At 72.0% G+C, this 26,574-nt stretch carries 27 protein-coding genes; 10 read left to right on the plus strand and 17 right to left on the minus strand.

Translation table 11 applies throughout. The features are described from left to right. Positions 1-102: 102 nt before the first annotated feature. The 7 genes from ABZ865_RS07235 to ABZ865_RS07265 are packed head-to-tail and all read right to left on the minus strand — an operon-like array spanning position 103 to position 7,138. Positions 103-882: an ABC transporter ATP-binding protein gene (locus ABZ865_RS07235; protein ID WP_361225217.1), complete on the minus strand. Its 780-nt coding sequence runs from the start codon at positions 880-882 to the stop codon at positions 103-105. Next, complete coding sequence (locus tag ABZ865_RS07240; protein ID WP_361225220.1) at positions 875-1,804, minus strand: ABC transporter permease; 930 nt, start codon at positions 1,802-1,804, stop codon at positions 875-877. Before ABZ865_RS07240 ends, ABZ865_RS07235 begins: the two co-directional genes overlap by 8 nt. Before the next feature lie 50 nt (positions 1,805-1,854). Then, entirely contained in the window at positions 1,855-2,727 is an 873-nt protein-coding gene (locus ABZ865_RS07245) for a glycosyltransferase (RefSeq protein WP_361225223.1), read from the minus strand. Positions 2,728-2,732: 5 nt separating this feature from the next. Then, positions 2,733-3,512: a CDP-alcohol phosphatidyltransferase family protein gene (locus ABZ865_RS07250; RefSeq protein ID WP_361225226.1), complete on the minus strand. Its 780-nt coding sequence runs from the start codon at positions 3,510-3,512 to the stop codon at positions 2,733-2,735. Continuing rightward, entirely contained in the window at positions 3,490-4,554 is a 1,065-nt protein-coding gene (locus ABZ865_RS07255) for an iron-containing alcohol dehydrogenase family protein (RefSeq protein ID WP_361225229.1), read from the minus strand. The genes ABZ865_RS07250 and ABZ865_RS07255 overlap by 23 nt, the downstream gene beginning before the upstream one ends. Then, a complete protein-coding gene (locus tag ABZ865_RS07260) occupies positions 4,542-5,294 on the minus strand; it encodes a phosphocholine cytidylyltransferase family protein (RefSeq protein ID WP_361225233.1) in 753 nt (250 codons plus the stop codon). Before ABZ865_RS07260 ends, ABZ865_RS07255 begins: the two co-directional genes overlap by 13 nt. Beyond that, positions 5,291-7,138: a DUF5941 domain-containing protein gene (locus tag ABZ865_RS07265; RefSeq protein WP_361225236.1), complete on the minus strand. Its 1,848-nt coding sequence runs from the start codon at positions 7,136-7,138 to the stop codon at positions 5,291-5,293. The genes ABZ865_RS07260 and ABZ865_RS07265 overlap by 4 nt, the downstream gene beginning before the upstream one ends. Before the next feature lie 273 nt (positions 7,139-7,411). Here ABZ865_RS07265 and galE point away from each other — a divergent pair, with 273 nt between their 5' ends. From galE to idi, 3 genes are all read left to right on the plus strand, one after another. Then, on the plus strand, positions 7,412-8,383 hold the full coding sequence (gene galE, locus ABZ865_RS07270) for a UDP-glucose 4-epimerase GalE (protein ID WP_361225239.1): 972 nt from the start codon (positions 7,412-7,414) through the stop codon (positions 8,381-8,383). 202 nt (positions 8,384-8,585) lie between these two features. Beyond that, positions 8,586-9,527 (plus strand): cation diffusion facilitator family transporter, encoded by a 942-nt coding sequence (locus ABZ865_RS07275; protein ID WP_361225242.1) that lies wholly within the window; start codon positions 8,586-8,588, stop codon positions 9,525-9,527. Positions 9,528-9,740: 213 nt separating this feature from the next. Next, positions 9,741-10,334, plus strand: coding sequence for an isopentenyl-diphosphate Delta-isomerase (gene idi, locus ABZ865_RS07280; protein WP_361225245.1), 594 nt, complete (start codon positions 9,741-9,743; stop codon positions 10,332-10,334). Positions 10,335-10,521: 187 nt separating this feature from the next. Here the strand turns inward: idi and ABZ865_RS07285 are convergent, their stop codons facing one another. Together ABZ865_RS07285 and ABZ865_RS07290 are read right to left on the minus strand one after the other, a co-directional pair. Further along, a complete protein-coding gene (locus ABZ865_RS07285) occupies positions 10,522-11,016 on the minus strand; it encodes an ATP-binding protein (RefSeq protein ID WP_100830871.1) in 495 nt (164 codons plus the stop codon). A gap of 175 nt (positions 11,017-11,191) precedes the next feature. Then, positions 11,192-11,791 carry a DUF308 domain-containing protein gene (locus ABZ865_RS07290; protein ID WP_361225248.1) on the minus strand — a complete coding sequence of 200 codons (600 nt, stop codon included), beginning with the start codon at positions 11,789-11,791 and terminating at the stop codon, positions 11,192-11,194. A gap of 171 nt (positions 11,792-11,962) precedes the next feature. On the opposite strand from ABZ865_RS07290, the gene ABZ865_RS07295 reads away from it, so the two are divergent. Further along, positions 11,963-12,712: an enoyl-CoA hydratase/isomerase family protein gene (locus tag ABZ865_RS07295; RefSeq protein WP_361225250.1), complete on the plus strand. Its 750-nt coding sequence runs from the start codon at positions 11,963-11,965 to the stop codon at positions 12,710-12,712. Between the two features lie 5 nt (positions 12,713-12,717). Here the strand turns inward: ABZ865_RS07295 and ABZ865_RS07300 are convergent, their stop codons facing one another. After that, on the minus strand, positions 12,718-13,368 hold the full coding sequence (locus ABZ865_RS07300; RefSeq protein WP_361225253.1) for a DJ-1/PfpI family protein: 651 nt from the start codon (positions 13,366-13,368) through the stop codon (positions 12,718-12,720). Positions 13,369-13,404: 36 nt separating this feature from the next. Continuing rightward, positions 13,405-14,385 (minus strand): GlxA family transcriptional regulator, encoded by a 981-nt coding sequence (locus ABZ865_RS07305; RefSeq protein WP_361225257.1) that lies wholly within the window; start codon positions 14,383-14,385, stop codon positions 13,405-13,407. 204 nt (positions 14,386-14,589) lie between these two features. Here ABZ865_RS07305 and ABZ865_RS07310 point away from each other — a divergent pair, with 204 nt between their 5' ends. Next, on the plus strand, positions 14,590-17,001 hold the full coding sequence (locus ABZ865_RS07310) for a Tex family protein (RefSeq protein WP_361225260.1): 2,412 nt from the start codon (positions 14,590-14,592) through the stop codon (positions 16,999-17,001). Positions 17,002-17,128: 127 nt separating this feature from the next. Beyond that, positions 17,129-17,707, plus strand: a complete 579-nt coding sequence (locus tag ABZ865_RS07315) for a DinB family protein (protein WP_361225263.1) — start codon at positions 17,129-17,131, stop codon at positions 17,705-17,707. Between the two features lie 182 nt (positions 17,708-17,889). On the opposite strand, the gene ABZ865_RS07320 is transcribed toward ABZ865_RS07315, so the two are convergent. After that, positions 17,890-18,141 (minus strand): hypothetical protein, encoded by a 252-nt coding sequence (locus ABZ865_RS07320; protein WP_361227325.1) that lies wholly within the window; start codon positions 18,139-18,141, stop codon positions 17,890-17,892. Between ABZ865_RS07320 and ABZ865_RS07325 the strand changes: the two genes are divergently transcribed. After that, positions 18,062-18,508 (plus strand): DUF4232 domain-containing protein, encoded by a 447-nt coding sequence (locus ABZ865_RS07325; RefSeq protein ID WP_361227209.1) that lies wholly within the window; start codon positions 18,062-18,064, stop codon positions 18,506-18,508. The two genes, ABZ865_RS07320 and ABZ865_RS07325, sit on opposite strands and share 80 nt — an antisense overlap. Positions 18,509-18,523: 15 nt before the next feature. Here ABZ865_RS07325 and ABZ865_RS07330 read toward each other — a convergent pair whose 3' ends face one another. Together ABZ865_RS07330 and ABZ865_RS07335 are read right to left on the minus strand one after the other, a co-directional pair. Next, positions 18,524-18,967: an SRPBCC family protein gene (locus ABZ865_RS07330; protein WP_361225266.1), complete on the minus strand. Its 444-nt coding sequence runs from the start codon at positions 18,965-18,967 to the stop codon at positions 18,524-18,526. 41 nt (positions 18,968-19,008) lie between these two features. Continuing rightward, positions 19,009-19,584: a TIGR03086 family metal-binding protein gene (locus tag ABZ865_RS07335; protein WP_361225269.1), complete on the minus strand. Its 576-nt coding sequence runs from the start codon at positions 19,582-19,584 to the stop codon at positions 19,009-19,011. A 113-nt stretch (positions 19,585-19,697) separates the two neighbouring features. On the opposite strand from ABZ865_RS07335, the gene ABZ865_RS07340 reads away from it, so the two are divergent. Further along, entirely contained in the window at positions 19,698-20,021 is a 324-nt protein-coding gene (locus ABZ865_RS07340) for a metalloregulator ArsR/SmtB family transcription factor (RefSeq protein ID WP_361225272.1), read from the plus strand. Continuing rightward, complete coding sequence (locus tag ABZ865_RS07345; protein WP_361225275.1) at positions 20,018-20,455, plus strand: SRPBCC domain-containing protein; 438 nt, start codon at positions 20,018-20,020, stop codon at positions 20,453-20,455. Before ABZ865_RS07340 ends, ABZ865_RS07345 begins: the two co-directional genes overlap by 4 nt. 81 nt (positions 20,456-20,536) lie before the next feature. Here the strand turns inward: ABZ865_RS07345 and ABZ865_RS07350 are convergent, their stop codons facing one another. Together ABZ865_RS07350 and ABZ865_RS07355 are read right to left on the minus strand one after the other, a co-directional pair. Next, a complete protein-coding gene (locus tag ABZ865_RS07350) occupies positions 20,537-22,177 on the minus strand; it encodes an ABC-F family ATP-binding cassette domain-containing protein (RefSeq protein WP_361225278.1) in 1,641 nt (546 codons plus the stop codon). 241 nt (positions 22,178-22,418) lie between these two features. Then, positions 22,419-23,447 (minus strand): oxidoreductase, encoded by a 1,029-nt coding sequence (locus ABZ865_RS07355; protein WP_361225281.1) that lies wholly within the window; start codon positions 23,445-23,447, stop codon positions 22,419-22,421. A 66-nt stretch (positions 23,448-23,513) separates the two neighbouring features. On the opposite strand from ABZ865_RS07355, the gene ABZ865_RS07360 reads away from it, so the two are divergent. After that, positions 23,514-24,446, plus strand: a complete 933-nt coding sequence (locus ABZ865_RS07360; RefSeq protein ID WP_361225284.1) for an FAD-dependent oxidoreductase — start codon at positions 23,514-23,516, stop codon at positions 24,444-24,446. 155 nt (positions 24,447-24,601) lie between these two features. On the opposite strand, the gene ABZ865_RS07365 is transcribed toward ABZ865_RS07360, so the two are convergent. Further along, entirely contained in the window at positions 24,602-26,563 is a 1,962-nt protein-coding gene (locus ABZ865_RS07365; protein ID WP_361225287.1) for a Xaa-Pro dipeptidyl-peptidase, read from the minus strand. Positions 26,564-26,574 lie beyond the last annotated feature (11 nt).

A 26,574-nucleotide genomic window follows, 5' to 3' on the forward strand; every position in this document is an offset into this window, starting at 1 on the left:
CGATTGGCGTCAAGATTCCTAAGGAATCCCGGAGTTGACGCTTCCTTTGCAGACGCGGGGCCCCGCCGGAAAGGTTCCGGCGGGGCCCTGGCCGAAATCGGGCTACTTGCCCGTGAACTTCTCGTACTCCTTGAGGACCTCTTCGGTGGGTCCGTCCATGCGCAGTTCGCCGCGCTCCAGCCACAGGACGCGGTTGCAGGTGTCGCGGATGGACTTGTTGTTGTGGCTGACGAGGAACACGGTGCCGGCCTCCTTGCGCAGTTCCCGGATGCGTTCCTCGGAGCGCTTCTGGAACTTGCGGTCGCCCGTGGCCAGGGCCTCGTCGATCATGAGGACGTCGTGGTCCTTGGCGGCGGCGATGGAGAAGCGCAGCCGGGCCGCCATGCCGGAGGAGTAGGTGCGCATCGGCAAGGTGATGAAGTCGCCCTTCTCGTTGATGCCCGAGAAGTCGACGATCTCCTGGTAGCGCTCCCTGATCTGCTCGCGGGACATGCCCATCGCGAGACCGCCGAGGATGACGTTGCGCTCGCCGGTGAGGTCGTTCATCAGGGCCGCGTTCACGCCGAGCAGCGAGGGCTGGCCGTCGGTGTAGACCTTGCCCTTCTCGGCGGGCAGCAGGCCGGCGATGGCGCGCAGCAGGGTGGACTTGCCGGAGCCGTTGGAGCCGATCAGGCCGATGGCCTCGCCGCGGTAGGCGACGAAGGAGACACCGCGCACGGCGTGCACCTTGCGCACCCCGCGCTGCTCGCCGCGCTTGACGATGCGGCTGAGCGCGGCCGTCGCGCTGCCCTTGCCCGTCTTGGCGCCGTTGACCCGGTAGACGATGTGCAGCTCGTCCGCGATGACCGTCGGGCGACGCTCGCCGGTGTTCTGCTCAGCCACGGCCGTACCGCTCCTCCGCCTTCCAGAAGTACACGAAGCCGCCGGCGAACACGACCACGGCCCAGAACAGGGCGATGGCCCACACGTGCGGCGGCAGGTTCGAGGAACCGTAACCGTCGATCAGCGCGAAGCGCATCAGGTCCATGTAGACCGCGGCGGGGTTCACCTGCAGCAGCCGGACGATCCACTCGGCACGGTCCTGCATCGTCGCGGTGATGGAGAACATGACGCCGGAGGCGTACATCCAGGTCCGCAGGACGAACGGCATCAGCTGGGCGAGGTCCGGCGTCTTGGCGCCCATGCGGGCCAGGATCATCGCGAGCCCGGTGTTGAACAGGAACTGCAGCACCAGGATCGGCACGATCAGCAGCCAGGACGCGCCCGGGTAGCTGCCGAACCCGATCGTCACGATGAACACCACGATCATCGAGAAGAGCAGCTGCTGCAGCTGCTGCAGCGAGAACGAGATGGGCAGCGAGGCGCGCGGGAAGTGCAGGGCGCGCACCAGGCCCAGGTTGCCGGAGATCGCGCGGACGCCCGACATGATCGAGCTCTGCGTGAAGGTGAACACGAACACACCCGTGACCAGGAACGGGATGTACACGTCCTGGGACATGCCCCGGCTCGCGTGCAGGATGACGCCGAAGATGAAGTAGTACACGCCGGCGTTCAGCAGCGGCGTCACCACCTGCCACAGCTGGCCGAGCTTGGCCTGGCTGTACTGCGCCGTCAGCTTCGCCTGGGAGAAGGCGAGGATGAAGTGACGCCGCCCCCAGAGCTGACGGACGTACTCGACGAGCGACGGCCGGGCGCCGCTCACGGCGAGCCCGTACTTGGCGGCGAGCTGCGCCGCCGTCAGTCCCTCGTCGGGCGACGGCGCCGCGGTCACCGCGACCCCGCCGTCATGTGTTGTCTCACTCACGGGTGGAAACTTTCGTCTTCGAGATGCAGGTGCTCTGGGATTCGAGCTTGTCAGATCACCGGGGGCCGGCCCAGTCGGGTCAGTCGCCACACCGTACGCCAGCGCATCGGGCGCCGGGGGCCGCACGGGGTGGTCCAGCCCTCCCGGAAGCCGCCGAACCAGGCCTTCAGGGCCGGGACCGAGGGGCGGCGCAGCAGGGTGAGCAGCAGCCAGACCCCGAGGTAGACGGGGACCAGCAGCAGGGGGAGGTTGCGCCGGGCCAGCCAGACCCGGTTGCGGGCCACCATGCGGTGGTACACCGCGTGCCGCGAGGGCGCGGTCGTCGGGTGGTGGAGCACCATGTCGGACCGGTAGTCGATCATCCAGCCGGCGTCGAGGGCGCGCCAGGCCAGGTCGGTCTCCTCGTGGGCGTAGAAGAACTCGTCCGGCAGGCCGCCGACCTCGGCGAAGACCTCGGTGCGGACGGCGTTGGCGCCGCCGAGGAAGGTGGTGACCCGGGAGGAGCGCATCGGGTCGGAGGCGCGCAGCCGGGGCACGTGGCGGCGCTGGGTCTCGCCGGTGTCGGGGTCGGCGATGCGGAAGCTGATGATGCCGAGCTTCGGGTCCGCGGCGAATGCCTCGCGGCACAGCTCGACGGTGTCGTGCCGGGCGAGCAGGCCGTCGTCGTCGAGGAAGAGCAATATGTCGACGTCGCGGCCGCCGGGGCCGAAGGCCTCTATGCCGACGTTGCGGCCGCCGGGGATGCCCAGGTTCTCGGGCAGTTCGATGGTCCGTACACCCTCGGGGACGTCCGGGACGGGTGAGCCGTTGCCGACGACGACCACCTCGACCCGGTCGCCGTCCTGCTTGGCGACCGAGTCGAGCAGGGCCCGGAGCTCCTCGGGCCGGTTGCCCATCGTGATGATGACCGCGCCGGCCTTCATGCCGCTCACCTCAGCCTGCTGGAGGCGAGGATGGACACAAGGTGCAGCAGGGTCTGCAGCAGGGCGATGCCGGCGAGGACGGCGGTGCCGAGCCGGGTGAAGAACAGGTCGCCGCGGGCCTGGTCCACAATGGCGAGGACCAGGATCAGCAGCGAGGCCTCGATGCCGAGGATCAGCCGGTGGAACTTGAGCGCGGCGGCGGCCCGGCGGGCCAGCGCCATGCCCGAGGAGCGCGGCTCGGAGGCCGCCTCCTGCACCGGCGGCTTGCCGGCCTGGTGGCGGGCGACCGCGACCAGGTCGGTCTCGGCCTTGATCAGGATGGCGCCGAGCGCGGCGAGGGTGCCGAGGAACGCCCACAGCCAGTCGATACGGCCGGAGCCCCACAGGTCGGCGGCGCGCAGGCCGAGGCCGACCAGGACGGCCGCGTCGGTCAGGTAGGCGCCGACCCGGTCGAGGTAGACCCCGCCGAGCGAGTACTGCTGCCTCCAGCGGGCGATCTCGCCGTCGACGCAGTCCAGCAGGAGATACAGCTGGGTGGCGACCACGCCGAGGACGGCGCCCGTGATCCCCGGCACCAGCAGGGCCGGGGCAGCGAGCACGCCGCAGACGGTCATCAGGTACGTGAGCTGGTTGGGCGTGACCCTGGTGTTGACCAGGTAGCGGTCGACGCGCAGGGACACCTCGCGCATGTAGAGGCGTCCCGCCCAGTGCTCACCGCTGCGCCGGTCCTTCACCCCCGCGGGGTGGACGACTGGACGGAGTTCAGCTACCGATGGCCTTGACATAGTCGGCGTAAGAGTCCTTGATCTGCTCGGGGGAGAGGTTGAGGTGCTCGAGGATCGTGTAGCGGCCCGGACGGGTCTGCGGGGCGAACTCCACGACCTTGACGAACTCGTCCACGGAGAACCCGATTTCGTCCGGCAGCACGGGCAGCCCGTGGCGCCGCAGTACGTCGGCCATCTGCCCGGCCGTCTCGCCGTCGCCCCGCAGGAACGTGGCGAACGCGCCGCCCAGACCGCACTGCTCTCCGTGCAGGGCGCTCCGCTTGGGGAAGGACAGGTCGAAGGCGTGGCTGATCTCGTGGCAGGCACCGGACGCCGGGCGGCTGTCACCGGCCACCGACATCGAGATGCCGCACAGCACCAGGGACTCGGCGAGCGTCGTCAGGAAGGCGTCGTCTCCGATGCCGCCCGGGTGCCGCAGCACCGCCTCCGCCGCCTGGCGGGCCATGGCGGCGGCGAGGCCGTCGACCTGCTCGCCGTTCTCCCGGTGGGACAGCTCCCAGTCGGCCACCGCCGAGATCTTGCAGATCACGTCGCCGATGCCGGCCCGCACGAACCGCACCGGGGCCTCGCGGATGACGTCGAGGTCGATGACGATGCCGATGGGGTTCGGCACGCCGTACGAGCCGCGGCCCGCGTCGTTGTCGAGCGTGGCGACCGGCGAGCACAGGCCGTCGTTGGCGAGGTTCGTGGCCACGGCGACCAGCGGCAGGCCCACACGCGCCGCGGCGTACTTCGCGCAGTCGATGACCTTGCCGCCGCCGAGGCCGATCACGGCGTCGAAGTGACCGGCCTTCTTGATGGAGTCGGCGAGCCGGACGGCACCGTCGATGGTGCCGTCCGCGTCGTCGAACCAGTCCGCCTCGGGAAAGGCCGGGGCGAACCGCTCGCGCAGCAGCCGACCGGAACCGCCGCTTATCGCGAAGGCGAGCCGGCCGGAGGGCGCGATGCGCTGGTCGGACAGGATCGTCGCCAGATCATCGAGTGCCCCCGGCCGGATGTCGACGACGACCGGCGACGGGATGAGCCGCGTCAGTACTGGCACGCGATGCCCCGTCCGCGGGCGAGGTCGTCGTGGTTGTCGATCTCGACCCACTGGACGTCGCCAATCGGCGCCACGTCGACCTTGAAGCCGCGGTTGACGAGCTCCTGGTAGCCGTCCTCGTAGTAGAGGTCGGGGTCGCGCTCGAACGTGGTCTTCAGGGCGTCGGCCAGCTCCTCCGCGGCCTCCCCCTCGATGAGCGTGACACCGATGTACTCGCCGGTGGCCTCGGCCGGGTCCATCAGCTTGGTGATCTTCTGGACGCCCTTGGCGGGGTCCACGACGACCTTCATCTCCTCGTCGGCGAGCTTCTTCACCGTGTCGAGGGCGAGGATGATCTTCTGGCCGTTGCCGCGGGCGGCGAGCAGCGTCTTCTCGACGGAGACCGGGTGGACGGTGTCGCCGTTGGCGAGGATCACACCGTCCTTGAGGGCGTCACGGCCGCACCACAGGGAGTAGGCGTTGTTCCACTCCTCGGCCTTGTCGTTGTCGATCAGGGTGAGCTTCAGGCCGTACTTCGCCTCCAGCGCCTCCTTGCGCTCGTACACGGCCTCCTTGCGGTAACCGACGATGATCGCGACCTCGGTGAGGCCCACCTCGGCGAAGTTGCCGAGGGTGAGGTCGAGCACCGTGATCGAGTCCTCCGCGCCTTCGGGGCCCACCGGCACCAGGGCCTTGGGGAGGGTGTCGGTGTAGGGGCGCAGTCGCCGTCCGGCGCCGGCCGCCAGCACGAGGCCGATCATGCGGTTTCTCCTTCATCGTGTACGGCGGGCGCGCCACCCTTGTGGGCGGCGACCCAGAAGCGGATGCTCTCGACGAGCACCACCAGGGCCACGTACACGGCGAGGACCGTGAGCGCGACCGTGAACTGCGAGGCGGTGAGCAGCGCGGCCAGGACGGTGACGAGCAGCGTCCGCCCTTCCTGCCCCCCGATGGCGCGCACCAGCCAGGCCGGAGGCGCTCCGGCGTTGCCGCGGATGCGGTACACCGTGTCGTAGTGATGGTAGGCGACGGCGGCCACCAGGCCGAAAGCCGCAGGAAGGGTTCCGTTCACCCCCGATTTGGCCGCGAGGATGAGCACGGTGCCGTACTCGGCGGCGCGGAAGAGCGGCGGGACGAGCCAGTCGAGGGCGCCCTTGAGGGGGTGGGCGAGGGCCTCGGCGGAGAACAGGACGTAGGCGCCGGCCAGGAGCACGAGCCACCAGCTCGCCCCCAGCTGCCAGGACCCGAGGAGCATCGAGGCCGCGCCCAGGGCGGCGCTGAGCGGTGCCAGGTAGGCGGACCGGCCGCGTACGAGGCGCGCGAGCAGCGCGCTGAGCGGCCCGTTGTCCGCGAGACCGGCGAGCGCCTGCGCGGCCCGGTCGGTGCGCCGTGCCTTCCGCGTCACCGAGCGCAGCACGCGCCCCGCCGTGGTGTACGTGGCCGCGAGGGCGCAGCCGACGAGCAGCACGGTGAAGGTGATCCGGGGGGTGGTGGCCGCGGTCAGGACGGCTATCAGCGCCCACCGCTCGCCGATCGGCAGCACGATCATCCGCCGCACCCAGACCGTCCAGCCGACGTTGTCGAGCTTGTCGGAGAGGGCGGCGGTGGGGCTGGTGTTGGCGGTGGCGTCGTGGTTGGCCTCGGTGAAGGAGAAGTCCACGACGTGCCGGCAGGTCTGCAGGATCATCGCGCCGAGCGCGAGGACCCACACGTCATCGCCTCCCCCACTGCCGCTCGCGGCCGATGCGCCGAGGGCGAGACCGGCGTAGTAGGCGTATTCCTTGGCCCGGTCGAAGGTGGCGTCCAGCCAGGCGCCGAGGGTGGAGTACTTCAGGGCGTAGCGGGCGAGCTGACCGTCGGTGCAGTCGAGCACGAACGAGGCGATCAGCAGCACACCGGCCGCGACGAACCCGCCGCGCGTGCCCGTCGCCGCGCAGCCCGCCGCTATGAGCGCGGTGAGCAGGGAGGCGGTGGTGACCTGGTTGGGGGTCAGCCCCCGGCGGGCGCACCAGCGGGCGAGGTAGCGCGAGTACGGGCTGATGAAGAACGTGGTGAAGAAGCCGTCGCGGGACTTCACGGCCGACTTCAGGCGTACGGCCTCGTCGTCGACGGCTGCGACGGCCTGCCGTGCCTCGTTACGGTCCTGGGGGTCGGCCGGGACGGCGGCGACCAGGCTGCCCAGCTCGGGGCGGTACACCTCGGCGCCGTCGGCGTCGAGGGCGGTGACGACGCGGTCGGCGAGGCTGTCCACGGCGACCGTGGCGGCGCCGCCCTGCGCGGAGAGCTCCGGGGAGGCACCGCTCGCGGAGGTCTCGCGGGCCAGGGCCTGGGTCAGCGTCCGCCGGGCGTCGGGCTGGGCGGTGACGGCGCCGGTGACGGCGGCGAGCGGGAAGCGGGGGTCGGTCAGGGCGAGGCGCAGCGCGTGCCGGTGGCCCACGAAGCGGGCGTCGACCAGGGCCACGCGCCGGTCGGCGGGCACGGCCGCGAGCAGGGTCTCCGTCTCGGCGGCGTCACCGGCCACGCGCACGTCGAAGCCGAGCGACCGCAGATCGTTCTCGAGCGACGATCCGGGGACCGGCTGACCGGTGACGATGGCGGTCGACAACCGAACTCACTCCCTGGGTGCCGGCGCGGAGGCGCCGGTCTTCTGCGTGATGGGGCGCCCCTGCCTGCGGCACCCGGGCGGCATGTCGGCAGAGGGTATCCGATGGGCGGAAGCACGTGTTCACCGGCCGTTCACGGGCCGGCCCACGGGGGCTGCCCGGGCCTTTGCCGCGATCATCATCAGGGATCCGGGGCCCGCCCCACAAACCCGTCGGCCCAGAATCGGGCGAAGCGCCCCGAAGGGGCGCGGGACCTCCGCATAGGGTGGACGACCATGACGTGGTTGATCACCGGCGGAGCCGGTTACATCGGAGCACATGTGGCACACGCCATGGCCGGCGCCGGGGAGCGGGTCGTGGCGCTGGACGACCTCTCGGCCGCCGTGCCCGAGCGGCTCCCGGCGGGCGTCCCGCTCGTCGAGGGCTCGACCCTGGACGGGGACCTGCTCAAGCGGGTCTTCGCCGAGCACGAGGTGACGGGCGTCGTGCACCTCGCGGCGCGCAAGCAGGTCGGCGAGTCGGTGGCCGAGCCCACCCGCTACTACCGGGAGAACGTCGGCGGCCTGGCCACGCTGCTGGACGCGATCGCCGACGCGGGCATCCGGCGGCTGCTGTTCTCCTCGTCGGCGGCCGTCTACGGCAACCCGGACGTGGACCTGATCACCGAGGACACCCCGTGCGTGCCGGTGAACCCGTACGGCGAGACCAAGCTGGCCGGGGAGTGGCTGGTGCGGGCGGCGGGACAGGCTCATGGGATCTCCACGGTGTGCCTGCGCTACTTCAACGTGGCGGGCGCGGCCGCGCCGGAACTCGCGGACACCGGTGTGTTCAACATCGTGCCGATGGTCTTCGACCGGCTGTCGCGCGGCGAGGCCCCGCGGATCCTCGGCGCCGACTACCCCACGCCGGACGGAACCTGTGTGCGTGACTACATTCACGTGGCCGATCTCGCCGAGGCGCATCTCGCGGCCGCGCGGCGGCTCGCCGACGGGGACCTCGTGGGGGATCTCACGCTGAACGTCGGCCGCGGCGAGGGTGTCTCCGTGCGCGAGCTGATCACGGTCATCGGGAAGGTCACCGGCGACGGCCGACCGCCCGTCGTGGAGGGGCGCCGCCCGGGGGACGCGCCGCGCGCGGTGGCGTCGACCGAGCGGGCCGCCGAGGTGCTGGGCTGGCGCGCCCGCCGCGGGGTGCGCGAGATGGTCACGTCGGCCTGGCAGGGCTGGCAGCTGCACCACGGCACGTGAGCAGACGCACCGCTGCGCGTGAGCCGACGCGCCGCGGCGCGTGCGCCCGCGCGCCACGCCGGGTGCGCCTCCGATTCGGGCTGACCTGCTGATCGTTTGCGCAGGCCAGGGCACATGACAACGGTGTTCAGTGCCGCGTTGCCCGATACCCCCCGCCAGTAGTTCACTGTGAGCCAAGCGCACGACGGAAGGCGGAGTTCTCATGGGGGCAGGGCACGACCACGGGCATGCGCACACCCATGCCCCGCCGACCGGTACGGCCGCGGCGGCCTATCGCGGCCGGCTGCGGGCGGCGCTGGGCATCACGCTCACGATCATGGTCGTCGAGATCGTCGGCGGTCTGCTCGCGGACTCGCTCGCCCTGATCGCGGACGCGGCCCACATGGCGACCGACGCGGTGGGCCTCGGCATGGCGCTGCTCGCCATCCACTTCGCGGGCCGCCCGCCGAGCACCAACCGCACCTTCGGCTACGCCCGCGCGGAGATCCTCGCCGCCCTGGCCAACTGTCTGCTGCTGCTCGGCGTCGGCGGATACGTCCTGTACGAGGCGATCCAGCGGTTCGTCACCCCCGCGGACACCCGCGGCGGCCTGATGATCGTGTTCGGTCTGATCGGCCTGGTCGCGAACTCGGTCTCGCTCACGCTGCTCATGCGCGGGCAGAAGGAGAGCCTGAACGTGCGCGGCGCCTTCCTGGAGGTCGCCGCGGACGCGCTGGGCTCGGTGGCGGTGCTGATCTCGGCGGCCGTGATCCTGGCGACCGGCTGGCAGCCCGCCGACCCGATCGCCTCGCTGGTCATCGGTCTGATGATCGTCCCGAGGACGTTCAAGCTACTGCGCGAGACGCTGGACGTGCTGCTGGAGGCGGCCCCGAAGAACGTCGACATGGCGGAGGTCCGGGCCCACATCCTCGACCTGGACGGTGTCGAGGACGTCCACGATCTGCACGCCTGGACGATCACCTCCGGCATGCCCGTGCTCTCCGCCCATGTGGTGGTCAGCTCGGACGTGCTCAACGCCATAGGCCACGAGAAGATGCTGCACGAGCTGCAGGGCTGCCTGGGCGACCACTTCGACGTGGGGCACTGCACCTTCCAACTGGAGCCGAGCGGACACGCCGAGCACGAGTCGCGGTTGTGCCACTGAGGGCACGCCGAGGAGTGCGCGCGCCGCTGAGGGCACGCTCTGGTGTTCGGCACCCCGAGACGATTCCCGGGGTCCGGCGAGGGGCACGATGATCTACCGGATCCCCCTTCCGTCGCCCCGGCGCGCCGGACATGCGGACGTGCCGGGAAGTGCCGGGAGTGCCGGATTCGTACGGCAGACTTGGGGTTGCGAAGACCGAGGCGAAGGATGGGTATGCCGATCACACCTGCCACCGAGACGCACAGCTCGTCGAACGGCACCGCAGAGGCGATTTTGCTGGAACTGGTCGACGAGAAGGGCGTGACGATCGGCACCGCGGAGAAGCTCGCCGCCCATCAGCCGCCGGGGCAGCTGCACCGCGCGTTCTCGGTGTTCCTCTTCGACGAGCAGGGCCGGCTGCTGCTCCAGCAGCGGGCGCTCGGCAAGTACCACTCCCCCGGTGTCTGGTCCAACACCTGCTGCGGTCACCCCTACCCCGGTGAGGCGCCCTTCGCGGCGGCGGCCCGGCGGACGTACGAGGAGCTGGGTGTCTCCCCGTCGCTGATGGCCGAGGCGGGCACGGTCCGCTACAACCACCCGGACCCGGCCTCGGGCCTGGTCGAGCAGGAGTTCAACCACCTGTTCGTCGGCCTGGTGCAGGCGCCGCCCGCGCCGGACCCGAAGGAGGTCGCCTCGACCGCCTTCGTGACGGCCGCCGAGCTGGCCGAGCGGCACGCCCGGGACCCGTTCTCGGCGTGGTTCATGACCGTGCTGGACGCCGCCCGCCCGGCGATCAGGGAACTGACAGGCACGTCCGCGGGCTGGTAGCCCCGGCCGGCCACGGCGGCGTCGCGGCCGGGTACGCCACGACAGCAACGCCACAGGGCGCGCCACGACAGCGAAGCGGTACGGGCGCCACGGCAGCGACGTGATACGACGCGCCACGGCAGCGTCGCGGTACTGCGCGCCAGGCAGCCTGCGGTACCGCGCGCTGCGGCGGCCTCGCCGCGGGCCGCTACGGCAGCGTCGCGGGCTTGAGCGGCAGGGCGGCCCAGATCACCTTGCCGCCGCTCGCCGTGTGCTCGACGTCGACCACCCCGCCCGCCTCCCGGGCCACCTCACGGACCAGCAGCAGGCCCCGCCCGCCGGTCTGGCCGTGGTCGGCCTCCAGGGCGGTCGGGCGGTACGGGTGGTTGTCCTCCACGGACACCCGCACCCACTCGGCCCCGACGGCCACTTCCACGGCGAGCATCGGCGACAGCAGCGCCGCGTGCCTGACCGCGTTCGTGACCAGCTCGGAGACGATCAGCAGAAGGCCGTGCACCACGTCGTCGGAGACCGGTACGCCCTGGCGCAGCAGCAGGTCACGCACGGCGTGCCGCGCCTGCGGCACCGAGGCGTCCACGGCGGTCGCGGTGAACCGCCACACGCCCTCGTACGGCAGTGGATCGGGCGGCCGCTCGGCGCCCCCCGCTGGGCGCGGAACGCCCCCGCGCCCGTGGTTGTCCATCGTCCGGTCGCCACCCTCGCGCTCGATTGTCACCACACGTCGAGTGTTGGTAACGATCCACGCCACTCCGGATGTCTGAACAGAAGTCAGCCGGTATCGAACGGATCTGACCGTTGGCGTATGACATGGTCACGGGAGGGACTGTTTCCTGTCCCCCACGGCGCCGGTTCACGAACTATTCGTGTTGTACGGGTTTGGCCGGGGACCCCTCGTCCACGAGCCCGACGACACGGCGGCCACCGTACCCGGTGGCGATCAGGCCGAGCCCGTCGAAGAGCAGGGCGAGCGAGAAGAAGGCGCCGATGACGTACTGGCTGCTGCTCGGCCAGGAGCCGAGGACCAGGATGCCCAGCAGCAGGTCGAAGGCGCCGAGCAGGAGCGTCCAGCCGAACTGGGGGCCGCGCACCACCAGGCTGCCGACCAGCCGGAAGAGGCCGGCGGAGAGGAACAGCAGGGCGGCGAACATGGTGAGGGCGGCGGCCGCCGCGTGGGGCATGCGGATGACGACGACACCGGCCGCGATGTTCAGGGCGGCGACGACCACGCCGAGCCAGAAGTAGCTCGTGCCGCGGGCCTGGACGGCGTGCAGCAGTCCGACCGCCCCGCCGATCAGCAGCAGCCACCCGAACAGGAGCATCGAGGTCAGCGTGGCCACGCCGGCGTAGACGAGGCCGACGAGCCCCGCGAGCACGAGCACCACACCGAGCACCGCGAGCCAGCTGAACCCGCGGCGCAGCCTCCCCGCCGCGCTCCGGGGCTTCCCGGACCTGGCCATGGCCACCTCCTTGACCGCCCCCGTTCGCCCCCTTCTCTCCTTTTCCCTTCTTTTCCCTTCTTTTCTCTCCTCTTCTCTCTTGTTGTCCCCCTTGGCGGCGGTCGTGACGCATCGGAGGGCGGGACGAAGGTCACTCAGCACCCTCACAGGGGGGCCGATACCATCCCGGCCATGGAGCCCCAGCTGTCGCACCAGGTCACCGACTCCGTCGCCACGGTCGTCATCCGCCACCCGGCCAAGCGCAACGCGATGACGGCCGCGATGTGGCGGTCCCTGCCCCCGCTGCTGGAGACCCTGGCCGCCGACCCCGGCGTACGGGCGCTGGTGCTCACCGGCGAGGGCGGGACCTTCTGCGCCGGTGCCGACATCTCCACGCTCCAGGGCTCACCCGAGGAGGCGCAGACGCTGGCCGTCGCCGCCGAGGAGGCCCTCGCCGCGTTCCCCAAGCCGACCCTCGCCGCGATCCGGGGCCACTGTGTGGGCGGCGGGTCCCAGCTGGCGGCGGCCTGTGATCTGCGGCTGGCGGAGGAGGGGGCCCTGTTCGGGGTGACCCCGGCCAAGCTCGGCATCGTCTATCCGGCGTCCTCGACCCGGCGGCTGGTGTCGCTGGTGGGTCCCGCCACCGCCAAGTACCTGCTGTTCTCGGGCGAGTTGATCGACACCGACCGGGCCCTGCGCACCGGGCTCGTGGACGAGGTGCTGCCCGAGGGCGAACTCGACAAGCGGGTCGCGGAGTTGAGCCGGGTCCTGGTGTCCCGCTCCCAGCTCACCCAGGCGGCCGCGAAGGAGTTCGCGAACGGCCGCACCGACCGGGACGCCCACTGGGCGGAGCAGGCGCGCGGCAGCGGCGACACCGCGGAGGGGGTCGCCGCCTTCCTGGAGCGCAGGCAGCCGCGCTTCACCTGGAGCGTGCCCAAGTAGCCTGCCTAGGTCAGGATGAAGCGGCTGCCCTTGCGGAATTCCTCCACGAGGTGCGCGGGCGCCTTCTCCGGGGAGCCGGCGTCGTAGGGCGGCTGCGGGTCGTACTCGGTCAACAGCTGGACGGCCTGGGCGTGTTCGTCACCGGCGATCCGGCCGAGCAGGGTGAGGCCCATGTCGATCCCGGAGGAGACTCCGGCGGCGGTGACGTACTTGCCGTCGAACACGACCCGCTCCCCGGTCGGCCGGGCGCCGAACTCCTTCAGCAGGTCGAGAGCCAGCCAGTGCGAGGTCGCGCGGCGGCCGTCGAGCAGTCCGGCGGCGGCCAGCAGCAGCGACCCGGTGCACACCGAGGTCGTCCAGGTGCTGGTGGCGTCGGCGCCGCGCAGCCAGGACAGCAGGACCTCGTTCTCCATCTGCTCGCTCTGGCCGGGGCCGCCCGGGACGACCACGATGTCGGGACTCGGCACCTCGGCGAGGGTCCGGTCGGCCGTGAGCGCGAGGTTTCCGGTGTCGGTGCGGACGGGGCCGGTGCGTTCGGCGACGAAGACGGTCTCCGCGCCGGTCAGACGGCCGAGCGTCTCGTACGGGCCGACGGCGTCGAGGGCGGTGAAGCGGTCGTAGAGGACGATCGCGATCTGCGGGGCTTTCTCGTTCATCGGCATGGTGCTTCCCTCATCTGGTGGTGTCTGCGTTTATCCGGTCGGTGTGCGCATGCGGTCGAGATGCGCGGGGCGGAAGCGGCGGCGGTACTCCGCCGGGGCGGTTCCCAGCGCCTTGACGAAGGCGCGGCGCATGGCCTCGGGGGTGCCGTAGCCGCTGGCGCGGGACACCTCCTCGACTCCGCCGGAGGTGTCCTCCAGGAGCCGGCGGGCGTGTTCGAGGCGGACCCGGTCGACGTAGCGGCCGGGTGTCATGCCGGTCTCGTCCCGGAAGGCGCGGGCGAAGTGGCGGGGCGAGAGCCGGGCGCGGGCGGCGAGGGACTCGACGGTCAGGTCACCGGCGGGGTGTTCGGTGATCCACCGCTGGACCTCCCGGAGGGGTTCGCGCCGCGCGGTCTGGGCGGCGAGCTGGGCGCTGAACTGCGCCTGGTTGCCGGGCCGGCGCAGGAAGACGACCAGGTGGCGGGCGACGGTCAGGGCGACGTCGCGGCCGAGGTCCTCCTCGACCAGGGCGAGGGCCAGGTCGATCCCGGAGGTGACGCCGGCCGAGGTGGAGACCTCGCCGTCGCGGACGTAGATCGGCTCGGGGTCGACCTCGACGGCCGGGTGGCCGCGCGCGAGCGTGTCGCAGTACGCCCAGTGGGTCGTGGCCCGGCGGCCGTCCAGCAGGCCCGCCTCGGCCAGCAGGATCGCGCCGGTGCACACCGAGACCAGCCGCTCGGCGCGGGGCGCGTGCGCGCGCAGCCAGTCCGTCAGGCGCGGGTCGGGGCGGCGCGTGCCCCGGCCGCCGGGGACGAGCAGGGTGTGCGGCTCGGGTGCGTCGGCCAGCGCGGTGTCCGGTACGAGGGTCAGGCCGCTGGAGGTGCGCACGGGGCCGCCGTCCAGGGAGGCCGTGCGGATGCGGTACGAGCCCGGGCAGCTCAGCTCCGCTCCCGCGAAGACCTCCACCGGGCCCGTGACATCCAGGCTCTGCACGTCGTCGAAGAGCACGACGAGGACGGTTCGCTGCGTCATGCCACCGATTCTTCGCGGGTTCGGGGATGGCGGCAATGCTGCGTTTCCCACCTTTACTGCCACGAGGCCGGCCTCCACCGCCTCGCGGCACGTGTCCATTGGTTCGCGGCCCGTCGCGGACTCGGGCGGCCCCTTCACCCCGGTTGTCGGTGTCACCTGCCACAATTGCCGCGCAAGCTGACGTGGAGAAGGCGGTACGGGATCGTGACGACACCCGAGTCCCTCGAAGTAGGGTCCATCGAAGGCAGGATCGCCGAGGAGCTCGGCGTACGGGAGCGGCAGGTGAAGGCCGCGGTGGAGCTGCTCGACGGCGGTTCGACGGTGCCCTTCATCGCCCGTTACCGCAAGGAAGCCACCGAGATGCTCGACGACGCGCAGCTGCGCACGATCGAGGAGCGGCTGCGCTATCTGCGGGAGCTGGAGGAGCGGCGGGCCGCGATCCTGGAGTCGGTGCGCGAGCAGGGCAAGCTCACCGAGGAGCTGGAGGCGCGGATCCGGGGCGCCGAGACCAAGGCGCGGCTGGAGGACATCTACCTCCCCTACAAGCCGAAGCGGCGCACCAAGGCGCAGATCGCGCGCGAGGCGGGGCTCGAACCGCTCGCCGAGGGGCTGCTGGGCGACCCGACCGTCGAGCCGCTGGCCGCGGCCGCCGCGTTCGTGGACGCCGACAAGGGCGTCGCCGATCCGCAGGCCGCCCTGGACGGCGCGCGGGCGATCCTGACCGAGCGGTTCTCGGAGGACGCCGACCTCATCGGCGAGCTGCGCGAGCGCATGTGGGTGCGCGGGCGGCTGGCCGCGAAGGTGCGGGAGGGCAAGGAGGAGGCGGGCGCCAAGTTCGCCGACTACTTCGAGTTCGCCGAGCCGTTCACCGAGCTGCCCTCGCACCGGATCCTGGCGATGCTGCGCGGTGAGAAGGAGGAGGTCCTGGACCTCGTCCTGGAGCCCGAGGAGCCCACGGAGGGCCCGTCGTCGTACGAGGGGATCGTCGCCTCGAAGTTCCGGATCGCCGACCGGGGCCGCCCGGCCGACAAGTGGCTGACCGACACGGTCCGCTGGGCCTGGCGCACCCGGATCCTCGTCCACCTCGGCATCGACCTGCGCCTGCGGCTGCGTACGGCCGCCGAGGACGAGGCCGTCAACGTGTTCGCGGCGAACCTGCGCGACCTGCTGCTGGCCGCGCCGGCCGGCACGCGCGCGACGCTGGGCCTGGACCCCGGTTTCCGTACGGGTGTGAAGGTCGCCGTGGTCGACGCCACCGGCAAGGTGGTCGCCACGGACGTGATCTACCCGCACGTCCCGGCCAACAAGTGGGACGAGGCGATCGCCAAGCTGGCGCGGCTGGCCAAGGAGCACGCGGTCGAGCTGGTCGCCATCGGCAACGGCACGGCGTCCCGGGAGACCGACAAGCTCGCCGGTGAACTGATCTCCAAGCACCCGGAGTTGAAGCTCACGAAGGTGATGGTGTCCGAGGCGGGCGCCTCCGTGTACTCGGCGTCGCAGTACGCCTCGCAGGAGCTGCCCGGCATGGACGTCTCGCTGCGCGGCGCGGTCTCCATCGCCCGCCGGCTGCAGGACCCGCTGGCCGAGCTGGTGAAGATCGACCCGAAGTCGATCGGCGTCGGCCAGTACCAGCACGACCTGTCCGAGGTGAAGCTGTCGCGCTCGCTGGACGCGGTGGTCGAGGACTGTGTGAACGGCGTCGGCGTGGACGTCAACACCGCGTCCGTGCCGCTGCTTTCGCGGGTGTCCGGCATCTCCTCCGGTCTCGCCGAGAACATCGTGGCCCACCGGGACGCGAACGGGCCGTTCCGGTCGCGCTCCGAGCTGAAGAAGGTGGCGCGGCTCGGCCCGAAGGCGTACGAGCAGTGCGCGGGCTTCCTGCGCATCCGGGGCGGCGACGACCCGCTGGACTCCTCCAGCGTGCACCCGGAGGCCTACCCGGTGGTCCGCCGCATGGTGAAGACCACGGGCCAGGAGGTCGCCTCCCTCATCGGGAACACGGGAGTGCTGCGCTCGCTGCGGCCGGTGGACTTCGTGGACGACACCTTCGGTCTGCCGACCGTCTCCGACATCCTCAAGGAGCTGGAGAAGCCGGGCCGCGACCCGCGTCCCGCGTTCAAGACGGCCACCTTCAAGGAGGGCGTGGAGAAGATCTCCGATCTGTCCGCCGGGATGATCCTGGAGGGCGTGGTCACGAACGTGGCGGCCTTCGGGGCGTTCGTGGACATCGGCGTCCACCAGGACGGACTCGTCCATGTCTCCGCGATGTCGAAGACGTTCGTCAAGGACCCGCGCGACGTCGCGAAGCCCGGTGACATCGTCAAGGTGAAGGTCCTGGACGTGGACATCCCGCGCAAGCGGATCGCGCTGACGCTCCGGCTGGACGACGAGGCCACCCCGCAGGGCCAGGGCGGCGGCCGGCAGCGGGGCGGCGGCGCCCGCCCGCCCCAGCAGCGCCAGGGCCAGGGCCAGCGGCAGGGGCAGGGCGGACAGGGCCAGCGGCAGGGCCGTGGCGGTGACCGGGGCGGCCGTCAGGCACCGGCCCCGGCCAACAGCGCGATGGCGGACGCCCTGCGCCGGGCGGGCCTGCTGAACCCGAAGGACGGGCGCAGCTGAGCCCGTGGGGCGGGCGAGGCGTACGGCACGCCTCGCCCGCCCCCTTGCCCGACCGGGCGGTGCCCGCCGCCTGCCCGGGGCGCAAAAATCACGTGTCCGGTGATCACCCCATCGGCAGACTTGCCGCATGACTGCATCGGATCCCAAGGACGACCTGCGGGTGTACCTCCAGGACGCCCGTGACGTCCTGCTCTGGAAGTTGGAGGGTCTGTCGGAGTACGACGTCCGGCGCCCGCTGACCCCGACCGGGACCAATCTGCTCGGCCTGGTCAAACACCTCACCGGGGCCGAGGCCCTGTACTTCGGGGCGACGTTCGGCCGGCCCTTCGCCGGGACGCCCCTGTGGATCACCGGCGACGCGGAGCCCGACTCCGACCTGTGGGCGCGGCCCGAGGAGACCCGGGAGGAGATCGTCGGGGCGTACCGGCGGGCATGGGCGCACTCCGACGAGACGATCGCCTCGCTAACGCTGGACGCGGTCGGCCGGATCCCGGGCAGCCAGGGCACCGAGCAGACCCTGCACCGCGTGCTCACCCACATGGTCGCCGAGACCCAGCGGCACGCCGGACACGCCGACATCGTGCGGGAGTTGATCGACGGCACCACGGGTCAGCGCCCGAACGGGCTCAACACGGCCCCCTTCGACCCCGGGCACGTCGAGCGGGTGGAGCGTGCGGCGAAGGAGGCCGAGCGGGGCGGTCGGTGAACGAGAGACGAAAGGGATCCGTCGGATCACCCTCGTATCTGTGCGTTCGCCGTGATCGTGCATAGCGTTCACGTCATGCGCATGCGGGGTGGGAGACATGTCCTGGTGGCCGGGCTGCTGATGGCCGCAACCGTGGCCTGTGATTCGGGCCTTCACTATTCCGTCCCCGACACGCAGGCCAGTCACGGGACGAGAGCGCGGCCCGGTACTGCCGCGACGCCGGCCTCCCCCGCTCGCCGCTCCGCCAAGGCGACCGACGCCGCCGAGACGCCGGCTTCGAGCCGGGCGGCCGCCCCCTCGAACACCCGGTCTCGCACCACGACCTCGACCGCCCCCGACTGCACGTCGCGCGACCTGGCGGCTTCGGAGGGACCGGCCGGTGCGTACGACCGCGGCCAGGCGATGTGGTACGCCACGCAGATCGTGTTGCGCAATCGCTCAGCCTCGGCCTGCCGACTGAGGGGGTGGCCCGGCCTCACCTTCTTCGGTGACGGCACCCTCCACGCCTGCACGACGGCCGACCCCCCGGGCTGCCACAACGGGCCGGAGAGCACCTCGGGCACCCGCCCGTTCAAGGTCACCCGGTCCCGAGCGGTGCCCCCGCCCGAGGTGTCCCTCGCCCCGGGTCGCACGACCTCGTTCAAGCTGGCCTGGCCGTACTGCGGTATCGACCTCGAGCCCCCCTTCGGAGTGGACATACGGCTGCCCGGCGACTCCCGGCCGCTGACCTTGGCACCCACGAAGAACATCCTCCCCTGCGACGAAAAGCTGGAAGTCACGCCCTTCGGTGTCACCACCTGACCCGCAGCGTCCCCGTCACCGCGTCAGCAGGCGTTCCAGGTCCCGCAGGTCCTTGCCGATGGACGAGCGCACCTTTCTGGCCATGATCGGGTCGGCCAGCCGGTAGAGGGGGCCGGAGTCGCCCCGGACCCGGATGCGGGCCAGGGTGCCTCGCGGGTGCGCGTCGAAGGAGTAGGTGACGTGCATCGGCATCGGCCCCGCGACGGACACCATGTCCAGCAGCCTCGGCGGGTCGTACGCCGCGACGCGCAGCACGTAGTCGATACGCCGCCCGAGGAAGTAGGCGGTGCGGGTGACCTCGGCGCCGACGCCGAAGCCTCCCGCCTCCGCCTCTCCGGTCAGTTCCGCGGTGCGGATGCCCTGGGTCCACTCCGGGTCGTGCCGCCAGTCCATGGCGTACGCGGCCACCCGCTCGGGCGGCAGCGCGATGACACGCTCCGCCGTCTCGTCGATCGTCATTCAGGTCACTCGCCTTCCCGCGGGACGTCGCCCTGGGACGCTCAGCCGTTCCAGCCGGGATTGCGTCCGCTGACGCCGAGTGCCCGCTGGAAGGCCGGCGCGTCCTCGGCCACCGGCACGGCCTGACCGTAGCCGCCGTTGCTCCGGGCCTGCTCGGCGATCTGCTCGACCACGCCGAGCGCAACCCGGGCGGTCTCCTCGCTGACGCCGAACGGCTGACCGGTGGCGCGCGCCAGGTCCCAGCCGTGCAGGGCGAGTTCCTGCAGGGTGATCGAGGCGGCCAGGACGGCCGGCAACTCCCCCGGGCCGAACTCCGTCGTCCCGTCGTACGCGGCCGGGTCGGCCCAGGCCGCGGCGGCCAGGCTCGCGGAGTCGGCGAGCGCCTGCGGGGAGACGGCCGGGGTGGCGCCCCCGCCGGGCTGTGCCTCCTTGCGGGCGGCCCGCGCCGACGACTGGAGCGTCGCGCCGAGATGGTCGACCAGCTCGGCGACGGAGTACTTCTCGCACGGGGTGCGGTCCTGCAGCTGGTCGTCCTTGATACCGCCGGCGAGCACGGCGACGGCGTCGGCGCACTCGCGGATGGCGGGGTGGAGGGTGGTGTGCGGGGCGTTGTTCATGGGGTCTCTCCGTGGAGATCGGTGGTACCGGTGGGATCGGCGCCTTCGTTTTAGTCCACACTAAAATGACTCAGCTCGCCAGGCAAATTCAAGTGGTGACTAAAATGACCTCCATGGATGCGGTACGGGTGGTCGCCGAACCCCGACGGCGCGAGATCCTGCGCCTGGTGTGGGACGTGGAGCTGTCCGCGGGTGAGATAGCCGAGCGGTTCGACGTCACGTTCGGGGCGGTCTCCCAGCACCTCAAGGTGCTCCGGGACTCCGGCCTGGTCACGCTGCGCCAGGACGGCAAGAAGCGCTTCTACCGGGCCGACCGGGAGGCGCTGGGTCAGCTGGCGGCGTATCTGCAGTCCATGTGGTCCGCCAAGGTGGACACGCTCGCCGAACTCGCGGAGGCGGCGGAGCGGGCCGAACGATCCGAAGGGACGGACGCGTGAGCATCGACGCGGTCATCGTGGAACGGCGCATCGCGGCGCGCCCCGAGACGGTGTTCTCCTTCTTCACCGACCGGGACAAGTGGCTGTCCTGGATGGGCCAGGACGGCGAGTTCAGCTTCGTGCCCGGCGGCGCCTATCGGACGCGCGTCAACGGGGACAACATCGCCGAGGGCCGCTTCGTCGAGATCGACCCGCCCAAGCGCCTCGTCTTCACCTGGGGCTGGGCCGAGGGCGAGATGCCCGTGCCGCCCGGCTCCTCGACGGTCGAGATCACCCTGGAGCCGGTCCCCGAGGGCACGCTGCTGCGCCTGGTTCACCGGGACCTGCCCTCCCCCGAGGCGTGTGCCGCGCACAAGGAGGGCTGGACGCACTACGTGGAGCGGCTCGCCGTGGTGGCGTCGGGCGGCGATCCCGGGCCGGACATCTGGGCGTGAGCATGCGTCATCCGGATGTGGGCACGCCTCATCCGGATGTGAGCCGGCGTCACCCGGATGTGAGCCGGCACCTGGGGTCGGTCAGCGTTCCGTGACCTTGCCCGCGGCCACCTCCAGGCGCCGGGTGACCCGGACCGCGTCCAGCATGCGGCGGTCGTGGGTGACCAGGAGGAGGGTGCCCTCGTAGGAGTCGAGGGCACCCTCCAACTGCTCGATGGCGGGAAGGTCGAGGTGGTTCGTCGGCTCGTCGAGGACGAGGAGGTTCACCCCCCGGCCCTGGAGCAGGGCCAGGGCGGCGCGGGTACGTTCGCCCGGGGAGAGGGTCGCGGCCGGGCGCAGCACGTGGTCGGACTTCAGGCCGAACTTGGCGAGCAGGGTGCGGACCTCGACGGGCTCGGTGTCGGGGACGGCCGCGCAGAACGCGTCGTGCAGGGACTCGGAGCCGTGGAACAGCTTGCGGGCCTGGTCGACCTCGCCGACCAGGACGCCCGAGCCGAGCGCGGCGTGCCCGGAGTCGAGGGGGACGCGGCCCAGCAGCGCACCGAGCAGGGTGGACTTGCCGGCGCCGTTGGCTCCGGTGACCGCGACCCGGTCCGCCCAGTCGATCTGCAACGACATCGGGCCCAGGGTGAACTCGCCGCGCCGGACCTCGGCGTCCCGCAGGCTCGCGACCACCGCGCCCGAGCGCGGGGCGGCCGCGATCTCCATCCGCAGCTCCCACTCCTTGCGCGGCTCCTCGACCACCTCGAGGCGCTCGATCATCCGCTGCGTCTGCCGGGCCTTGGCGGCCTGCTTCTCGCTGGCCTCGCTGCGGAACTTGCGGCCGATCTTGTCGTTGTCGTTGCCCGCCTTGCGCCGGGCGTTCTTGACGCCCTTGTCCATCCAGGACCGCTGCATCTGGGCCCGGTCCTGGAGTGCGGCCTTCTTGTCGGCGTACTCCTCGAAGTCCTCGCGGGCGTGCCGGCGGGCGACCTCGCGCTCCTCCAGGTAGGCGTCGTAGCCGCCGCCGTAGAGGTTGATCTGCCCCTGGGCGAGGTCGAGTTCGAGGACCTTGGTGACCGTGCGGGTGAGGAACTCGCGGTCGTGGCTGACGACGACCGTGCCCGCGCGCAGGCCGGAGACGAACCGCTCCAGGCGCTCCAGACCGTCGAGGTCGAGGTCGTTGGTGGGCTCGTCGAGGAGGAAGACGTCGTAGCGGGACAGGAGGAGGGAGGCGAGGCCGGCGCGGGCCGCCTGGCCGCCGGAGAGGGCGGTCATCGGCTGGTCCAGGTCCACGGCGAGGCCGAGGGAGTCGGCGACCTCCTCCGCGCGCTCCTCCAGGTCGGCGCCGCCCAGGTTCAGCCAGCGCTCCAGGCTGATCGCGTAGGCGTCGTCGGCGCCGGGCGCCCCGTCGACCAGCGCCTGTGTGGCCTCGTCCATCACGCGCTGCGCCTCGGCGACGCCGGTGCGGCGGGCCAGGAACTCCCGGACCGTCTCCCCCGGCCTGCGCTCGGGCTCCTGCGGCAGGTGGCCGACCGTCGCGGTCGGCGGGGAGAGCCTGAGGTCGCCCTGCTCGGGCGGGGTCAGCCCGGCGAGCAGGCGCAGCAGCGTGGACTTGCCCGCGCCGTTGGCGCCGACCAGTCCGATCACGTCGCCGGGCGCGACGACGAGGTCGAGCCCGGAGAAGAGGGAGCGGTCGCCGTGTCCGGCGGCGAGGTTCTTGGCGACGAGGGTGGCAGTCATCAGGAGACCGATCCTAATGGCCGGGGCGGCCGGTGCTCAGCGGGGTTTCCCGCCGTGGAGGCATGGCGCGCTCCCGGGGCCCACCTGCTCGCTCCACCTCTCCGGTCGGCTCCCCGTCCCACGCCCCCGCCGGCTTCACCGACCACGTTCCCGTCGCGTTCACCGCCCCACGCCCCGTCGGCTCCACCGGCTCGCCGCCTTGGCGGCTGCACCGGCCCACCTCCCCGCCGGACCCACGCGGTCACCTCCCGACCCGCTCCACCAGTACGCTCCCTGTGGTCCTGGCCACCAGGAACGCCTCCCCCTTCACCGCCTTCGGGTCCAGCGGGACGCGGTGCCGGCCGGGTTCCAGGATGTCGTCGAAGACCACCCGGGTGTGGGTGCGGTAGAGCCGGTCCAGGCGGTACGCGGTGACCGTGACCCGGCACGGGGAGGCCACCTCGATGTCCGCGGCGCCGCCTTCGGCGACCAGGGCGGTGAGCCGGCGCTGCCGCGCCGGGCCCCGGTCGAGGGCGTGCTCGATCTGCGCGACGAGCAACGGGATGATCGGGGCCAGCCCGTCGACCCAGGCGACGTCGACTTCGGCACGCTCGAACGCCTCGCGTACGGCGGCCCGTTCCGCCGCGCCGACCGCACGGCCGAAGGCGACGGCGTCGTAGCCGCACAGTTCCTCGGCGGGGACACCGGCGGCGTCCTGGGTGATGTCGGCGCCGATGCCGATGGTGCGCAGCGCGGCGGCGAGCTTGGCGAGGACGGCGACACGGGCGCCGATCAGCAGCACCCGGCGGCGCGGCGCGGGCGGTCCGTCCGCTTCGGCGAGCAGGGCGGCCAGGGCGGCGCGGTACTCGGGGCCGTGGAACCGGAAGGGGCCGATGCCGTGGTACCCGTTGCGCTCCATGTCGGCGTGCTCGTCGGTCTGCCAGACGAAGTCCCGCCAGATGTAGTCCTCGCCGTCCCGTTCGATGACGGCGGTGACCGCGCCGCAGCCCAGGTCCTCGCAGTCGGGGCAGCCGTAGATCACGAACCGACCGTCCGGGAGCGGCGGTTCGGCCTCCAGCAGCAGCCCGCGCACGTGCGCCGTGAAGATGGCGGGCGGGACGTCGGAGGCGAGCGGGGAGACGGCGTCCAGGTCGGAGAGCCGGAACAGCAGCGGGCGTCCGTCGACGACGAAGTCCACGAAGTCGCGGTGGACCTGGTAGCCCCCGTCGGCGAGGACACCGCCGGCGCGCGTCGCCGGGGCCAGGCCGAAGGTCGCGTATGCGGCAGACATGCTGTGAGTATCCCCACGCGGGGACGGGGGTGAGCGCAGCATGACAGATTCGGTTAGCGTCCTGGCGTGGAGCGCGAGTCGAGTGACGAAGTGATCGTGGTCGGCGGCGGGATCGCCGGGCTGACGACGGCCGTGGTGCTGGCCGAGTCGGGGCGGCGGGTGCGGGTCTGGACGCGGGAACCGGCCGAGCGCACGACCTCGGCGGTCGCCGGCGGCCTGTGGTGGCCGTACCGGATCGAGCCCGAGCCGCTGGTCGGCGCCTGGGCGCTGGAATCCCTGGTCGTGTACGAGGAGTTGGCGGACCGGCCCGAGGAGACCGGTGTACGCCTGGTCGAGGGCGTACACGAGGGGACGCGGCTGGACGGTCTGGGTGACTGGGCGGGCCGGGTGCCGGGGCTGCGGACGGTGGCCGACGGGCTGGCGGCGCGGGTGCCGGTGATCGACATGCCGGTCCATCTGGCGTGGCTGCGGGAGCGGTTCGCGAAGGCGGGCGGCACGGTCGAGGTGCGCGAGGTGACAGACCTGGCCGCCGTGCCGGCCCGGGCCGTGGTCAACTGCACGGGGCTGGGGGCGCGTGCGCTGGTGCCGGATCCCGGGGTGCGTCCGGTGCGCGGGCAGCTGGTCGTGGTGGAGAACCCGGGAATCACGACCTGGTACACGTCGGTCGCCCACTCCTCCGACACCTCGACGTACTTCATCCCGCAGCCGGACGGCCTGCTGCTGGGCGGTACGGCGGAGGAGGACGCCTGGTCCCTGGAGCCGGACCCCGCGATCGCGGCGGGCATCGTCGCCCGGTGCGCGGCGGTCCGTCCGGAGATCGCCGGGGCGCGGGTGCTGGCCCACCGGGTCGGGCTGCGGCCCGCCCGGCACGCCGTACGACTGGAACGGCAGGCGCTGCCGGGCGGGCGGACGCTGGTGCACAACTACGGACACGGCGGCGCCGGGATCACCGTGGCCTGGGGGTGCGCACGGGAGGCGGCCGGACTGGCCGGAGTCTGAGGGGTGGGGTTGGCCGAAGTGTGAGGGGCGGCCCGGCCAGGAGGGAACGTGAAGCGCGGCCCGGACTGGCCGGAACGTGAGGGCGTGGCCCCGGCCGGCCGGAGTGTGAGGGGTGGCCCGGTGGCGGATCGCGCCGCAACCGGGCCACCGCAGGGTCAGCCGGCCGGGATGTGCGTCACCGTTTCCGGCACGCCGACGCCGTCCAGCACCCGGTCCGCGGGAACGGGAACGGCGGCCGCGCTGCCGGACGTGGCCCTGGCGAAGGCGCCCGCGCCGCCGACGAGCGGGATCCGGGCGGTCGTACGGGCGAGGTCCAGCGTGAGGGTCGGCTTGGTGGACGGCGGGTCGATGAGGTCCTTGTCGGTGCCCGCGACGATCAGCGCCAGCCGGTGGCCTTTGGGTACGACGTGGTCGGTGGCCGCCAGGGACAGGGTCATCGTGTAGGCCTTGCCCGGTGTGAGCGGGACGCCCTTGCCGAGGGAGGCGTGGTGGCCGAGGTCGGCCCAGCCGCGGCTGACCACCGTGTAGTCGACCTTGGTGGTCTTCGCCTTGGTCTTCTTGAAGCAGGCGCTGTCCCCGGCCGTGCTCGCGCCCCAGCAGGTGCGGTCGGTGAGCGTGGTGATGCCCTCGGCGCTGTCGGCGTAGTCGCGGATGGTGTCCGGGCCGAGGTCCACCAGGACGGCGGACAGATGGGCCGTGGTGGTGGTCGGGGTGGCGGTCACGGTCACCCGGGAGGTGCCGGCGAGCCGCAGGTCGCGGGTGAGCGGCGCGGTGAGGAAGCCGGCCTTCTCCGGTGTGGGCGTGGTGAGGTGCGCGGCCCAGTCGGTCTCGCTCAGCGTCGGGTCGTCGGTGAACGTCTCGGTGCCGGTGCCGGTGCCCGTGCCGAGGCCGAGGGTGCCGACGCCGGGCCGGGGGCCGGCGGCCGGGCGCAGGGTGGTGGCGCGGGTGTCGTGCGGGGGCCAGACCGTGGAGGTGACCCACTGGTCGGGGTGGCGTTCGATGTCGGCCATCGGCGCGCGGTCGATGCCGTTGTCGTAGCCGAGGAGTTCGTGGTCGAACCAGCGGTGCAGGGTGTCGACCCAGGCATCGCGCCGGTAGTCGAAGGGGTCCACGTGGCCGGTCTGGGAGAGCCAGATCTTGCGCTTCACCCCGTGCTTCGCGAGGGCGTCCCACCACTGGCCGAAGTGCTTGGTGCGCACGTTGAGGTCCTGCATGCCGTGCACGAGGAACACGCTGGCCCGCACCTTGGCCGCGTCCTTGACGTAGTCCCGCTCGGTCCACAGCGGGGTCCAGTCGCCGTTGCGCGGGCTGCCGTCGGCGAGTTTCTTCCGTACGGCCGCGCAGTGGGCGTGCGCCGGGTCGCTCTCGACGTATCCGGCCAGTTCGTCGGGGCCGCCGTCGTACAGCGCGGCGCCCTGGGCGAAGTAGTAGTCGTACCAGGAGGAGATGCCGCTGATCGGGACGATCGTCTTCAGGCCCTTGACGCCGGTGGCGGCGACGCCGTTGGCGATGGTGCCGTCCCAGCTCTTGCCGATCATGCCGGTCCGGCCGTTGGTCCAGGTGGCCTTGACGGTTCGCGTGCCGGTCCGTGTCGTGTACGCCTTGGCACGGCCGTTCAGCCAGTCGACGACTGACTTCGCGGACTGGATGTCGGAGCGCCCGCCGACGTCGACGCAGCCGTCGGAGCGGTTGGTGCCGGACAGGTCGACGCCGACGAAGGCGTAGCCGCGGGGCACGAACCAGTTGTCGTAGAACAGCGGCATCTGGACGACGTGGCCGTGCGCGTCGTACGTCTTGACCTGGCTCTCGTTGCCGCGCCCGCAGCAGGAGTAGTACGGGCTGGCGTCCATGATGACCGGCACCTTGCGGCCCTGCCGGGCGGGTTCGGAGGGGCGGACGATGTCGGCGGCGACGCGGTCGGTCTTCCCGTCGGTGTCCTCGTCGAGGCCGGTGTCCACCCAGACGGACTCGCGCACGGCGTGTGCGTACGAGTAGACGGGCCGGCTCTGGCGGGGCGCGGCGTGCGCGGCAGTGGGGGTGAGGAGTGCGGCCGTCAGGGCCGCGACGGCCGCGGCCGCGAGCGGTCTCCAGATCGTGAAGCGCGTGCGTTTCGGCATGGGCGGACCGT

This window comes from Streptomyces sp. NPDC047085 (assembly GCF_040643735.1).
GTDB lineage: Bacteria > Actinomycetota > Actinomycetes > Streptomycetales > Streptomycetaceae > Streptomyces.